This window comes from Rhizobium sp. 0TCS1.26 (assembly GCF_050455525.1).
Taxonomy (GTDB): domain Bacteria; phylum Pseudomonadota; class Alphaproteobacteria; order Rhizobiales; family Rhizobiaceae; genus Neorhizobium.
Genome location: NZ_JBCIYV010000001.1, coordinates 1123232 through 1137245, shown reverse-complemented (window position 1 = coordinate 1137245; position 14014 = coordinate 1123232). Strand labels below are relative to the sequence as shown.

Annotated in this window: 13 protein-coding genes; 10 read left to right on the top strand and 3 right to left on the bottom strand. The window is 63.8% G+C overall.

Annotated elements, in window-relative coordinates:
- Positions 1-2: 2 nt before the first annotated feature.
- Positions 3-1313 carry a xylose isomerase gene (gene xylA / locus AAIH46_RS05615; RefSeq protein WP_430304636.1) on the top strand — a complete coding sequence of 437 codons (1311 nt, stop codon included), beginning with the start codon at positions 3-5 and terminating at the stop codon, positions 1311-1313.
- A 70-nt stretch (positions 1314-1383) separates the two neighbouring features.
- Here the strand turns inward: xylA and greA are convergent, their stop codons facing one another.
- Together greA and AAIH46_RS05605 are read right to left on the bottom strand one after the other, a co-directional pair.
- On the bottom strand, positions 1384-1866 hold the full coding sequence (gene greA, locus AAIH46_RS05610; protein WP_430304634.1) for a transcription elongation factor GreA: 483 nt from the start codon (positions 1864-1866) through the stop codon (positions 1384-1386).
- A 109-nt stretch (positions 1867-1975) separates the two neighbouring features.
- A complete protein-coding gene (locus AAIH46_RS05605; protein ID WP_430304632.1) occupies positions 1976-2377 on the bottom strand; it encodes a RidA family protein in 402 nt (133 codons plus the stop codon).
- A 162-nt stretch (positions 2378-2539) separates the two neighbouring features.
- On the opposite strand from AAIH46_RS05605, the gene AAIH46_RS05600 reads away from it, so the two are divergent.
- Complete coding sequence (locus tag AAIH46_RS05600) at positions 2540-3133, top strand: TetR/AcrR family transcriptional regulator (protein ID WP_430304631.1); 594 nt, start codon at positions 2540-2542, stop codon at positions 3131-3133.
- An 18-nt stretch (positions 3134-3151) separates the two neighbouring features.
- On the opposite strand, the gene AAIH46_RS05595 is transcribed toward AAIH46_RS05600, so the two are convergent.
- Positions 3152-4165 carry a LacI family DNA-binding transcriptional regulator gene (locus AAIH46_RS05595; RefSeq protein WP_430304630.1) on the bottom strand — a complete coding sequence of 338 codons (1014 nt, stop codon included), beginning with the start codon at positions 4163-4165 and terminating at the stop codon, positions 3152-3154.
- A 181-nt stretch (positions 4166-4346) separates the two neighbouring features.
- On the opposite strand from AAIH46_RS05595, the gene AAIH46_RS05590 reads away from it, so the two are divergent.
- The 8 genes from AAIH46_RS05590 (at position 4347) to AAIH46_RS05555 (ending at position 13764) form a co-directional block, all read left to right on the top strand.
- Positions 4347-5873, top strand: coding sequence for a sugar ABC transporter ATP-binding protein (locus tag AAIH46_RS05590; RefSeq protein WP_430304629.1), 1527 nt, complete (start codon positions 4347-4349; stop codon positions 5871-5873).
- Between the two features lie 72 nt (positions 5874-5945).
- Complete coding sequence (locus AAIH46_RS05585; RefSeq protein WP_430304628.1) at positions 5946-6956, top strand: ABC transporter permease; 1011 nt, start codon at positions 5946-5948, stop codon at positions 6954-6956.
- Between the two features lie 126 nt (positions 6957-7082).
- Complete coding sequence (locus AAIH46_RS05580) at positions 7083-8024, top strand: substrate-binding domain-containing protein (RefSeq protein WP_430304627.1); 942 nt, start codon at positions 7083-7085, stop codon at positions 8022-8024.
- A gap of 135 nt (positions 8025-8159) precedes the next feature.
- Positions 8160-9215, top strand: a complete 1056-nt coding sequence (locus tag AAIH46_RS05575) for a sugar phosphate isomerase/epimerase family protein (protein ID WP_430304625.1) — start codon at positions 8160-8162, stop codon at positions 9213-9215.
- Between the two features lie 153 nt (positions 9216-9368).
- Entirely contained in the window at positions 9369-10541 is a 1173-nt protein-coding gene (locus AAIH46_RS05570) for a Gfo/Idh/MocA family protein (protein ID WP_430304624.1), read from the top strand.
- 226 nt (positions 10542-10767) lie between these two features.
- A complete protein-coding gene (locus AAIH46_RS05565) occupies positions 10768-12141 on the top strand; it encodes a GH1 family beta-glucosidase (RefSeq protein WP_430304623.1) in 1374 nt (457 codons plus the stop codon).
- 82 nt (positions 12142-12223) lie between these two features.
- Positions 12224-12973: an EAL domain-containing protein gene (locus AAIH46_RS05560; protein ID WP_430304622.1), complete on the top strand. Its 750-nt coding sequence runs from the start codon at positions 12224-12226 to the stop codon at positions 12971-12973.
- Between the two features lie 158 nt (positions 12974-13131).
- Positions 13132-13764, top strand: a complete 633-nt coding sequence (locus tag AAIH46_RS05555; RefSeq protein WP_430304621.1) for an NAD(P)H-dependent oxidoreductase — start codon at positions 13132-13134, stop codon at positions 13762-13764.
- Positions 13765-14014 lie beyond the last annotated feature (250 nt).

The following is a 14014-nucleotide window of genomic DNA, read 5'->3' as shown; positions in this document are numbered from 1 at the left end:
CCATGTCGACAGGCTTTTTTGGAGACATCCAGAAGATCAAATACGAAGGCACGGACAGCACCAATCCGCTCGCCTTCCGCCACTACAACCCGGACGAAGTCGTCATGGGAAAGCGGATGGAAGAGCATCTGCGTTTCGCCGTTGCCTACTGGCACACGTTCGTCTGGCCAGGCACCGATCCGTTCGGCGGCAACACCTTCGAGCGTCCCTGGTTCAAGGACACGATGGATGCGGCGAAGATGAAGGCGGATGTCGCCTTCGAATTCTTCCAGCTGCTTGGCACGCCCTACTACTGCTTCCATGATGCCGACGTGCGCCCGGAAGGCGAGAGCTTTGCCGAGAACACCAAGAACCTCAACGAGATCGTCGACTATTTTGGCCAGAAGCAGGCTGACACCGGCGTGAAGCTGCTGTGGGGCACGGCGAACATGTTCTCGCACCGCCGCTACATGTCGGGCGCTGCGACAAACCCGGATCCGGACGTCTTTGCCTTTGCAGCCGCGACTGTGAAGACCTGCATGGATGCGACGCTGAAGCTCGGCGGCGAGAACTACGTGCTGTGGGGCGGCCGCGAGGGCTACGAGACGCTCTTGAACACCGACCTCAAGAAGGAACTGGACCAGATGGGCCGCTTCCTCAACCTGGTGGTCGAGTACAAGCACAAGATCGGCTTCAAGGGCGCGATCCTCATCGAGCCGAAGCCGCAGGAGCCTTCCAAGCACCAGTACGACTACGACGTCGCGACCGTCTACGGCTTCCTCAAGAACTACGGGCTGGAAAACGAGGTGAAGGTCAACATCGAGCAGGGCCACGCGATCCTTGCCGGACACACGTTCGAACACGAACTGGCGCTTGCCAACGCGCTTGGCATCTTCGGCTCGATCGACATGAACCGCAATGACTACCAGTCCGGCTGGGACACCGATCAGTTCCCCAACAACGTGCCGGAAATGGCGCTGGCCTATTACCACGTGCTGGCCGGTGGCGGCTTCACGACGGGCGGCACCAACTTCGATGCCAAGCTGCGTCGCCAGTCGATCGATCCGGCCGACCTGCTGATCGGCCATATCGGCGGCATGGATTGCTGCGCGCGTGGCCTGAAGGCAGCGGCGAAGATGATCGAGGACAAGGCCCTGTCGGGTCCGCTCGACACACGCTATGCCGGCTGGAACGATGCGTCGAACCAGAAGATGCTGCGCGGCGAGGAAAGCCTCGACCAGATCGCGGCGCGGGTCGAGTCCACCAACATCAACCCGCGGCCGAAATCCGGCCAGCAGGAGCTGCTGGAAAACGTGGTCAACCGCTACGTCTGAGCGACGGATACCGAAGAAAACGAGGGCCGGTGCCAACGCGCCGGCCCTTTTTGGTTGGCGCGCCGGCGGTTCACCCGATCTCGGTGATCTCCAGCTCCTGGTCACCGACGGTGACCAGATCGCCGACGGCCTTGCCGAGCAGGCGACTGGCAACCGGAGAGACGAAGGAGATCGAGCCGGCCTTCGGATCGGCCTCGTCCTCACCGACGATGCGGTAGGTCTGGACGCGGCCATCGTCGCGGGCAAAGGTCACCGTGCTGCCGAAGGCCACGGTATCGGCTGACGCGGGATGAGCCACCACATGCGCCGTGCGCAGCCGCTCGGCCAGATACCGAAGATCGCGCAACGGCCCGGCTGCCTGCCGGCGCCGTTCATTGACATCGTCGATGGTCATGGCGACTTCGTGCGCCTTCTGCGCCACGACCACCTGGGCTTCGAGAAGCTTCAGACCCTGTTCCGTCACGAGGTTCGGATGGGGCGAGATCGGCCGGTCCGGCAGCAGGGTTTCCGCTGCGGTTTCCGAACTTTCTTCCTTGGTAAAGGCGACGCTCACGCGGGAACTCCATGAAGACGATGACGGCGCGGAACATCGTCCCGCAGCCCTCCTGTCTATCACTGAAGCCGACCCATCGGCAATTCGGCTACCTCCGGCCAGCTGCCGGTCAGGCGCCGGCAGACGGGATGCGGGCGATCACCTTGATCTCGAAATCGAAGCCGGCAAGCCAGGTGACGCCAACCGCCGTCCATGTCGGGTAAGGCGGCTCGCCGAGAAACTGCTGCTTGACCGCCATGATCGTCTCGAACTGGTTCTGCGGATCGGTGTGGAAGGTCGTTACGTCGATGATGTCGTCGAACGTGCAGCCGGCGGCGGCGAGCGTCGCCTTCAGGTTCTCGAAGGCCTGGATCACCTGGCGCTCGAAGTCCGGCTCCGGCGTCCCGTCGGTCCGGCTGCCGACCTGGCCGGAGACGAACAGCAGTTCGCCCGCAGGCACGGCTGCCGAATAGCCGTGCTGTTCGTAGAGCGCATGGCGGCCTTCCGGAAAGATGGGCTGGCGCTTGGTCATCGTGTCGTTCCTTTGTCGCTGGATGAGGCGGCGTGCATCGGGCTGCTCGAAACCGATGCTTCAAAGCCGTCAATACATCTGATATACGAAGCGTATGTTTAATTCGAATACGTCGCGTATGTCAAACGAAATACGGTACGTATGTGAAACCTTGAGGGCGTGATGGCCAGGCGACGTGTCGAGACCATGGAGGAAAACCGGGCAAAGCTGATTGCCGCGGCGCGCAAGGCATTTGCAGAGAGAGGCTATGCTGCCGCCTCGATGGACGATCTGACAGCCGAGGCCGGGCTGACGCGCGGCGCGCTTTATCACAACTTCGGCGACAAGCGGGGGCTGCTGGCGGCGGTCGTTCACCAGATCGATTCCGACATGGCAGCCAGGGCCCAGGCGATCGGTGCGCGCCAGACGAGCGAATGGGACGCGCTGCTTGCCGAAGGCGTGGCCTATATCGAGATGGCGCTCGATCCAGAGGTGCAGCGGATCGTCCTGCTCGACGGGCCGGCGGTTCTGGGTGATCCGTCGCAGTGGCCGAGCCAGAGCGACTGTCTGAAGGAGACGCAGCGCGCCGTCGAGCGGTTGATTGCCGAGGGGATCTGCAAGCCGGTCGATGCGGAAGCCGCCGCGCGGCTGCTGAGCGGCGCGGCGCTCAATGCAGCGCTGTGGGTCGCGGCCAGCCGCGAGCCGCAGGCTGTCCTGCCGAGGGCGATCGAGGCGTTCACGGTCCTGGCGCAAGGCCTGCGTGTCCGGCCGACCTGAACCGACGCTCGCTACGCCTCAGCGTCTTCCAGGCTCGGTCACCGAGCCGCGGACGACAAGGTCCGGCATGATCAGGATCTCGCGCTTTTCGGCCGGCGGGTTGCTGAGGTTTTCGAGCAGCAGCGCCATGGCGTGGCGGCCGATCGCCGTGCGCGGCTGGCGGATGGTGGTGAGCGCCGGCTTCACATACGTCGCCTGCGGCACGTCGTCGAAGCCGATGACGGAGAACTCGCGCGGCAGGTCGTAGCCGCGTGCGGCGAGGCCTGCCAGCACGCCGAGCGCGGTCGCATCGTTCACCCCCATGAAGGCGGTGGGCAGCGTGTCGCGCATGAAAAGCTGCTCGACGCCCAGGCGGCCGCTCTCCATCGTGCCGTCGCCATCCAGCACCATTCGCTGGTTCGGCGGGATCCGGGCGGCGTCCATCGCTGCGTCATAGCCCTGGCGGCGGCGCTGATAGCCGAGCCGCGTCTTGCTGTCGCCGATGAAGGCAATCCGCCGGTGGCCGGAGGCAAGCAGGTATTCCGCAGCCTTTCGTCCGCCCGCCACATCGTCGACGCCCACGTAAGGGGTCTGGCTGCCGAAGACCGGCTCGAAGACCGCGACCGACGGCGGCAGGCGGCCGGACACGACCTGATGGCCGAACGGCGCATGGCCGGTGAAGAGCACCATGCCGGCGGCCTGGTTGGAGCTCAGGAATTTCAGATATTCGAGACCGCGTTCCGGGTCGTTCTGCGTATGACCGATCAGCACGCCGTAGCCGTGGGCGCGTGCCTCGTTCTCCAGGCCAATGAGGATCGACGAGAAGTTCGGGTCGCCGATGTCCGGGGCGAGCACCAGGATCATGTTGGAGCGGCCCATGCGCAGCGACCGCGCCATGGCATTGGTCGTATAGCCGGTGATGGCAATCGCCTGGTTGACCCGCTGCCGCGTTGATTTTGCCACCTTTTCAGGCGTGTGGATGGCGCGGCTGACAGTGGCGATCGATACCTCTGCCAGGCGGGCGACATCTTCGATGGTCGCGGCACTCGTCACTGTTGCGGCCCATCCCTTTGTGTGCTGGAATTGCTCGCGACGTTACAGTCGTGACGGCCGGGGCGGAAGCCGAGGAAGCTTCGATATCCCCAGGATGCGAAAAATGTAAACCTTTACATTTGGCATGTAAAGGTTTACACAGAGGCTGACAGCGGTTGAGGAGCCGTTTGGGAGGGTTGTCATGACAATGGGTGGAGACGAGGCGCGGGCACCCGTGCTCGTGGCGGAGCGTATCTCCAAATCCTTCGGCGAGGTGCAGGTGCTGTTTAGCGTCGATTTCGACGTGCGGCCCGGCGAGATCCACGCGCTGATGGGCGAGAACGGCGCCGGCAAGTCCACTCTCGTCAAGATCCTCTCCGGCTTTGAGCAGCCCACCGCCGGCCGCATCCTTCTGGATGGCGAGCCGGTCAGCCTGCCGCCGAATGGTGCGGCCGAAGCGCTGGGCATCGTCATCATCCACCAGGAATTCAACCTTGCTGATCACCTGACCGTCGCCGAGAGCCTCTTCCTTGGCCGCGAAGTCACGCGCTTCGGCGTGCTCGACCGTCGCTTCATGCGCCGCGAGACCCGGCGCGTCCTCAATGAACTCGGCTCGTCGATCGACGAGAATGCGCTGATCAGCTCGCTGTCGGTGGCCGACAAGCAGATGGTCGAGATCGCCAAGGCGATCAGCCGCGATGCCCGGATCATCTTCATGGACGAGCCGACGGCCGTGCTGTCGCGCGAAGAGACCGGCCTCCTGTTCAAGGAGGTGCGCAAGCTGCGAGCCAAGGGCACCAGCTTCGTCTTCGTCAGCCATAAGCTGGACGAGGTGATGGAACTGACCGACCGGGTGACGGTGCTGCGCGACGGCCAGTGGGTGAAGACGGCCCCGACATCGATGCTCGACGGCGAGGCGATCGCCCAGCTGATGGTCGGCCGCGAGCTGTCGAGCCTCTATCCGGCCAAGCACGAGCCGGACGTCGACGAAGAGGTGGTCCTGTCGGTCTGTGATCTGACCACCGGCTATGTGCGGGATGCAAGCTTCGAGCTTCGCAAGGGTGAGGTGCTCGGCTTTTCAGGCCTGATCGGCTCGGGTCGTACGGAGCTGATGGAGGCGGTGGCCGGCCTCAGGTCGCGCCAGTCCGGTTCCGTCGAGATCCGCGGCAAGAGCATTCCGCCGGGCGATTTTCGCGCCGCCAACGCCCATGGTCTTGCCTACATGACCAAGGATCGCAAGGGGCACGGGCTGCTGCTTGGCGAGAAGATGACGGTCAACCTGACGCTGCAGGCGCTGGAGCAGCATCTGAGGCACGGCTATCTCGATCCGGGTAGCGAGGCCAAGGCGATGGCGCGGGCGAAGCGCCGCTTCGACATCCGCGTCCGCGACGATCTCGTGCGGGTCGGGCGCATGTCGGGCGGCAACCAGCAGAAGCTGCTGCTCGCCAAGATCATGGAAATCGAGCCGAACATCGTCATCATCGACGAGCCGACGCGCGGCATCGATGTCGGCACCAAGCAGCAGATCTACCATTTCATCGCAGCGCTGGCGCGCGAAGGCCGCTCGATCATCGTCGTCTCCTCGGAAATGCCGGAGGTGATCGGCCTCTGCACGCGGGTGGCGGTGATGCGCGAGGGACGGATCGTCGGCATGCTGGAGGGCGAGGAGATCTCCGAGCAGGTGATCATGCGCTATGCCGCCGGCCTGCGGAGACAGGCGGCCGGCTGACGCCCGCAGAGACAACACGCAATACAAGCGGCCCAGCAGGTTGCCGGGATCCGCCAGGAGGACAGGGTGGACATGACGAGCGAGACGGAAACCGAGATTGGACGGCCGCGCAGCCGGCGCTGGCGCGACATCGATCTGAGGGCGGTTGCGCCGTTCGCCGCGCTGGCGCTGCTGCTGATCATCGGGGCGCTGGTCAACCCGAACTTCATCGGTCTCACCAACCTCTCCAACGTTGCCACCCGCTCGGCCTTCATCGCCATTATTGCCGTCGGCGCGACCTTCGTCATCTCGTCGGGCGACCTCGACCTGTCGGTCGGCTCGATGGTCGCCTTCGTCGCCAGCCTGATGATCCTGTTCATGAACTCCGGCGCGATCGCCGATCCGGGACTGATGCTGGCGGCCGCGATGGCGCTGACGCTCGTCATCGGCTCGCTGTGCGGGCTCGCCAACGGCCTGATCACCACCGTTGGCCGCATCGAGCCGTTCATCGCCACGCTCGGCACCATGGGCATCTATCGCGGGCTGACGACCTGGCTCAGCCAGGGCGGCGCCATCACGCTCCGCTCGGCCGAGCAGCAGGCGCTCTACCGGCCGGCCTATTTCGGCTCGGTGCTCGGCATTCCGGTGCCGATCCTGATCATCCTCGTCGTCACCGCGATTGCCGCCTTCATCCTCTACCGGACACGCTACGGACGGCACGTTACGGCCGTCGGCTCGAACCGCGACGTGGCCCGCTATTCGGGCGTCTCCGTCGATCGCGTCCGGATCATTGCCTTCGTCATCCAGGGACTGTGCGTTGCGATCGCCGTGCTGCTCTACGTGCCGCGTCTCGGCTCGACGTCCGCCACCACCGGCATCCTGTGGGAGCTGCAGGCGATCACCGCCGTGGTCGTCGGCGGAACGGCGCTCAAGGGCGGCGCCGGCCGCGTCTGGGGCACGATCTGCGGCGCCTTCATCCTCGAACTCGTCGGCAACATCATGCTGCTGTCGAACTTCATTTCCGAATATCTGATCGGCGCCATCCAGGGCACGATCATCATCATCGCCATGCTTGTCCAGCGCTCGCTGGCACGCAGGTCCTGACGCGGTCCCGGCAGCGACGCGAAGCGCCTGCCGGACGACTGATCGGGACCGGGAAACACCGGGGCGGGCCTTTGGGTCCCCCGTTCCGGCATGCCACGACCCTTGTGACACTTTGGGAGGAGAAACATGAAGAAGATCATTGGACTGGCCGTCGCCATGACGGCAGTGTTCGGCGCCGCGCAGGCGCAGGATACGAAAACCCTCGGCGTTTCGATTCCGGCGGCCGACCACGGCTGGACCGCCGGCGTCGTCTACCACGCCAACCGCGTCGCCGAGCTGCTGATGAAGGAGCATCCGGGCCTCAAGGTGGTCGTCAAGACCTCGCCGGATCCGGCAACCCAGGCGAACGCGCTGCAGGACCTGGAAGTGCAGGGCATCGACGCGCTGGTCATCCTGCCGACCGATCCCGACCCGCTGGTCAACGCCATCAAGGAGATCAAGGGCAAGGGCACCTTCGTGTCGATCGTCGACCGGGCGCCGTCGACCAACGACAACTCCGTCCGCGATCTCTACGTCGCCGGCAACAATCCGGCGCTCGGCGAAGTGGCCGGCCAGTACATCAAGGACAACACGCCGGACGCCCAGGTCGTCGTCATCCGCGGCCTGCCCATCCCGATCGACCAGCAGCGTCAGGACGGCTTCGACAAGGCGATCGCCGGCTCAGGCGTCAAGGTTCTCGACCGTCAGTTCGGCAACTGGAACCGCGATGACGCCTTCAAGGTCATGCAGGACTTCCTCACCAAGCATCCGAAGATCGACGTCGTCTGGTGCCAGGATGATGACATGGCGGTTGGCGTGCTGCAGGCCATCGACCAGGCCAAGCGCACCGACATCAAGTACGTCATCGGCGGTGCCGGCTCCAAGGACATGATCAAGAAGGTCATGGACGGCGACAAGATGATCCCGGTCGACGTGCTCTACCCGCCGTCGATGGTCGGTACGGCGATGGAACTGACGGCGGCCGCGATCTACGACCAGGTCCCGGTTCACGGCACCTACACGCTCGACGCGACGCTGATCACCAAGGACAATGCCGAGAACTACTACTTCCCGGACTCGCCCTTCTGATTTTCAGCCTTAGCTATCCAAGCAGCGGTTTCGCCCGGCTCGTCCGGGCGGAGCCGAGATCGACGGTTGTGCGGCTCGCCGAAATTGGGTAGCCCTGACTGTAACGTTGCAGGCATTCTCAGGGAGGAGAATTTCATGAAGACGATCAAGGGTCCCGCCATCTTCCTCGGCCAGTTCGCCGGTGATCAGGCTCCCTTCGACAGCTGGGACGGCATCACCAAGTGGGCTGCCGACAAGGGCTATATCGGCGTCCAGGTACCGACCTGGGCCGGGCAGCTGATCGACCTGAAGAAGGCTTCGGAATCGACGGATTACTGCGACGAGCTCGCCGGCGTGGCCCGCAACAACGGCATCGAGATCACCGAGCTTTCCACCCATCTGCAGGGCCAGCTGGTCGCCGTGCATCCGGCCTATGACGAAGCCTTCGACGGTTTTGCGGCACCCGAAGTGCGCGGCAATCCGAAGGCCCGGCAGGAATGGGCCGTCGAGCAGGTGAAGATGGCGCTGAAGGCGTCACGCCATCTGGGCATCAAGGCGCATGCGACGTTTTCCGGCGCGCTTGCCTGGCCGTTCATCTATCCCTGGCCGCAGCGGCCGGCCGGCCTGGTGGAAACGGCGTTCGACGAACTGGCGCGCCGCTGGAGCCCGATCCTCGATGTTGCCGACGAGAACGGCGTCGACGTCTGCTACGAGATCCATCCGGGCGAGGACCTGCACGACGGCGTGACCTTCGAGATGTTCCTCGAACGGGTGAACAACCATCCGCGCGCCAACATGCTTTACGATCCCTCGCACTACGTGCTGCAGTGCCTGGATTATCTCGACAACATCGACATCTACAAAGACCGCATCAAGATGTTTCACGTCAAAGATGCCGAGTTCAACCCGACCGGCCGGCAGGGCGTCTATGGCGGCTATCAGGGCTGGGTGCAGCGCGCCGGACGGTTCCGGTCGCTGGGCGACGGACAGGTGGATTTCGGCGCCGTGTTTTCCAAGCTGACGGCCAATGATTTCGACGGCTGGGCCGTCGTCGAATGGGAATGCGCGCTGAAGAACTCCGAGGACGGCGCGCGCGAGGGTGCCGAGTTCGTCAAGGCGCACATCATCAACGTCACCGAAAGAGCGTTCGACGATTTTGCCGCCGGTGGCACCGACGAGGCAGCCAACCGGCGGATGCTGGGGCTTTCATAAGACCCCTCCCCACCCTCCCCACAAGGGGGAGGGCTTGACCTGACCGCTGCCGGTGCGATCGGCGGAGACGGTCCCGCCCGGTGTCTCCCCCCTTGTGGGGGAGATGGCGGCAGCTGAGGGGGACCTAAAGTGCATTTATCGAGGAGAAATTTCATGACCATTAAAGCGAGCAAGACCGAGCAGCGGGCGGCAAAGATCCGGCTCGGCATGGTGGGCGGCGGGCAGGGGGCGTTCATCGGTGCCGTGCACCGCATGGCAGCCCGGCTCGACGACCATTACGATCTGGTTGCCGGCGCACTCTCGTCGACGCCGGACAAGTCACTTGCCTCAGGTCGCGAACTGGGTCTCGATCCGGCCCGCTGCTACGGCTCGTTCGAAGCCATGGCGGAGAAGGAAGCCGCCCGCGCAGACGGTATCGAAGCGGTCTCCATTGTGACGCCCAACCATGTGCACTTTGCCGCCGCCAAGGCCTTCCTGGAGCGCGGCATCCATGTGATCTGCGACAAGCCGCTGACCTCCAACCTTCACGACGCGAAGAAGCTGAAGGAGGTGGCCGACAAGGCCGATGCGCTGTTCATCCTCACCCACAACTACACCGGCTATCCAATGGTGCGCCAGGCGCGCGACATGGTGGCAAGCGGTGAGTTGGGCGAGATCCGTCTGGTGCAGATGGAGTATCCGCAGGACTGGCTGGCCGAACCGGTCGAGCAGACCGGCGCCAAGCAGGCCGTCTGGCGCACCGATCCGGCGCAATCGGGTGTCGGCGGTTCGACCGGCGACATCGGCACGCATGCCTACAATCTCGGCTGCTTCATCTCGGGCCTGGAACTGCAGGAGCTGGCTGCCGACGTGCACACCTTCGTCGAAGGGCGCCGTCTGGACGACAATGCCCATGTGATGCTGCGCTTTGCGGGCGGCGCCAAGGGCCTGCTGTGGTGCAGCCAGGTGGCGACCGGCAACGAAAACGGCCTGAAGGTGCGGGTCTACGGCACCAAGGCGGGCCTCGAATGGACGCAAGCGGATCCGAACTATCTCTGGTTCACCCGGCTTGGCGAGCCGAAACAGCTGATCACCCGCGGCGGGGCCGGTGCCGGTCCGTCGGCTGCCCGCGTCAGCCGCATTCCAAGCGGTCATCCGGAAGGCTACTTGGAAGCCTTTGCGACGATCTATTCGGAAGCCGCAGCGGCGATCAACGCGCGCAAATCGGGCGTCGCGGTCGATCCCGCGGTGGTCTATCCGACGGTCGATGATGGGGTGAAGGGGGTGGCGTTCGTCACCGCCTGCATCGAGAGCTCGAAGAAGAACGGCAGCTGGGTGAAGGTGTAAGTCCTTCCCCAAGTTCCCACAGGGCCGTCGCGCAAGGCGGTGGCCCTGTGGGAGAACCAATCCGTGCCAGTTCCATGGCCTTTATATAAGTAAACTGCCGCGTTGCAGTTTTTGCACTTGCCCTTCTTCACCCGGAAATCGCTTTGATCTACACCGCTGACAGATCTCGTTGGCGCAGCAAGCCTCGCCGGCGTGATCTGGCAGTGATGACCGAAGGACCCTTCCGATGATCGATCCAAAGACCCTTGCAGCCCGCTTCCCCGGCGACTTCCTGTTCGGCGTTGCGACCGCCGCCTATCAGATCGAGGGCTCTGCCAGGGCGGATGGCCGAAAGCAGTCGATCTGGGATGCTTTCTCCAAGATGCCGGGGCGGGTGCATAACGGCGACAGCGGCGACGTCGCCTGCGATCATTACAATCGACTGGACGAGGATCTCGACCTGATCAAGGAGATGGGCGTCGAGGCCTATCGGTTCTCGATCGCCTGGCCGCGGATCATCCCGGAGGGGGTCGGGCGGATCAACGAAAAGGGTCTGGATTTTTACGACCGGCTCGTCGACGGCTGCAAGGCGCGCGGCATCAAGACCTTTGCGACGCTCTACCACTGGGACCTGCCGCTCGCGCTGATGGGTGACGGCGGCTGGGCGGCGCGGTCGACGGCCTATGCCTTTCAGCGCTATGCCAAGGTGGTGATGGCGCGGATCGGCGACCGGCTGGATGCGGTCGCGACGTTCAACGAACCCTGGTGCTCCGTGTGGCTCAGCCATCTCTACGGCATCCACGCACCGGGCGAGCGCAACATGCGGGCGGCGCTTGCCGCCATGCACCACACCAATCTTGCACACGGGTTGGCGGTCGAGGCGATCCGCCACGTGACGCCGAATGTGCCGGTGGGCCTGGTGCTGAACGCGCATTCCGTCATTGCCGGATCGGACAGCGCCGGGGACAAGGCCGCCGCCGAGCGGGCCTTCGATTTCCACAACGGCGCCTTCTTCGGCCCGGTCTTCAAGGGCGAATATCCAAAGAGCCTGGTATCGGCGCTCGGAGACAAGATGCCCGCGGTCGAGGACGGCGATCTTGCCGTCATCAACCAGAAGCTCGACTGGTGGGGGCTCAACTATTATACGCCGATGCGGGTTCTGGACGATGCCAGGCAAGGCGCGGAGTTTCCGGCTACCCAGCCGGCGCCATTCGTCAATCCGGAAAAGACCGACATCGGCTGGGAGATCTTTCCGTCGGCGATGACCGATCTCGTCGTCGATCTCTACGATCGCTACGAGCTGCCGGAGATGTACATCACCGAGAACGGTGCCTGCTACAACACGGAGGTCGAGAACGGCGAGGTGAACGACCAGCCGCGCCTCGATTACATCAGCGATCACCTGGCTGCGGCGGCCGACCTGATCAGCAAGGGGCTGCCGGTGAAGGGCTATTTCGCCTGGAGCCTGATGGACAACTTCGAGTGGGCGGAAGGCTACAGCATGCGCTTCGGGCTCGTGCATGTCGATTACGAGACGCAGGTCAGGACCGTGAAGAAGAGCGGCAAATGGTATACGCAGCTGGCGGCGCAGTTCCCAAAAGGTAACCATAGAGCCGGTTAAAGCCACTCTCTCGCCTCGCCAAGGCTAAACTTTTACCGGACGCGGCCTATCTCAACCCTACGGACAAGAGGGAGAATTGAAGATGGCTGTCGGCTGCGCAGGGTGCAAGGACGGAAAGGCGTTCGAGGTTCCATTCTCGATGGCGTTCCAGCCGATCGTCGATCTCGATCGTCGCCGCGTGTTTGCCCAGGAGGCGCTGGTGCGCGGAAGCGGCGGCGAGGGGGCGGGAAGCGTCCTGTCGCGCGTCAATGACGAGAACCGCTATGCCTTCGACCAGCAGTGCCGGGTGAAGGCGATCGAGCTTGCGGCAAAGCTGTCGCCGGGCGCGACGGACGAATTGCTGTCGATCAACTTCATGCCGAATGCCGTCTACGAACCGCGCGCGTGCATCCGCCTGACGCTGGCGACCGCCGAACGGCTGGGCTTCCCGCTCGACAGGATCGTCTTCGAGTTCACCGAAAACGAGCGCGTCGATACCAGTCATCTGCTGCGCATCCTGGAAACCTACCGGACGATCGGCTTCAAGACGGCGATCGACGACTTCGGCGCCGGCCATTCGGGCCTCAACCTGCTGGCCCGCTTCCAGCCGGACATCGTCAAGCTCGACATGGAGCTCATCCGCGACATCGATACCCAGCCGGCGAAGAGGATCGTCGTCAAGCACACGCTGGCGATGCTCGCCGACTTCGGCATCACGCCGATCTGCGAGGGGATCGAGACGGAAGGCGAGTTGCAGGTGCTGCGCGATCTGGGCGTCACCCTTGTGCAGGGCTATCTGCTGGCGAGACCGTCGTTCGAGCAGTTCACCCAGCCGGTGCTCCTGGCCGCCTAAGGTGGGCCGCGCCTCATCACCGGTGGTCGACCAGGTTCTCCACGGTTATCTGGCCGTGCCCACTTGTATGCGACGAGCAGATTTTTACCTAAACAGCGTCAGCCTGTAGGACGGCCTCACCCGTCCTGCTGCACCAATGCCGAAGGTAAAATAAGCCTATGCTTCTCGAAAAACTCAACTGGCGCTACGCGACGAAGAAGATGGATCCCGCCAGGTCCGTCTCCGACGACAAGGTCGACCGCATCATCGAGGCGGCGCGTCTGGCGCCCACCTCCAGCGGACTTCAGCCGTTCGAAGTCATCCTCGTCACCAATCCCGACATCCGCCAGCAGATCCGCGCGGTCGCCTGGAACCAGGCGCAGATCACCGAGGGTTCGCATCTCCTGGTCTTCGCTGCCTGGGACAATTACACGACCGACCGGATCAATGAGATGTTCGATCGCGTCAACGACGAGCGCAAGGTGACCAACGAGGGTTGGGAAAACTACCGCAAGATGCTGCTCGACACCTACCCGGTTCGTGACCCGCAGGTGAACTTCGAGCACGCCGCCCGCCAGGCCTATATCGGCTTCGGCATGTCGGTCGCGCAGGCAGCCTTCGAGGGGGTCGACACGACGCCGATGGAAGGCTTCGAGCCGGAGAAGGTCGACGAGATCCTTGGGCTGCGGGCGCGCGGTCTGCGCTCCGTGACGCTGCTGCCGCTCGGCTACCGGGAGCCGGAAGGCGACTGGCTGGCCGGCCTGAAGAAGGTGCGGCGCCCGACGGATAGCTTCGTCACCACGGTCGCCTGAGGCTAAGGGACAACGGGAGGTGCCGTGATACCGGCGCTTCCCGCATGTATTTTTCCGGTGAGACGGTTTCTTCGGATTCGTTTTCCTCGGAAATGCGGCTGACCGATGCGATAAGCAGAGCCCTCAGATCCGGTTTGCCGGACCATTGTATTGATCGAGGATATGTCGGGATGACGAAACGGCGTAACATGCGTCGAATGTGTTGCTTGCGCTGATCCGAGCACGCTCCTGACCTTGCCGCCGCTGCGGC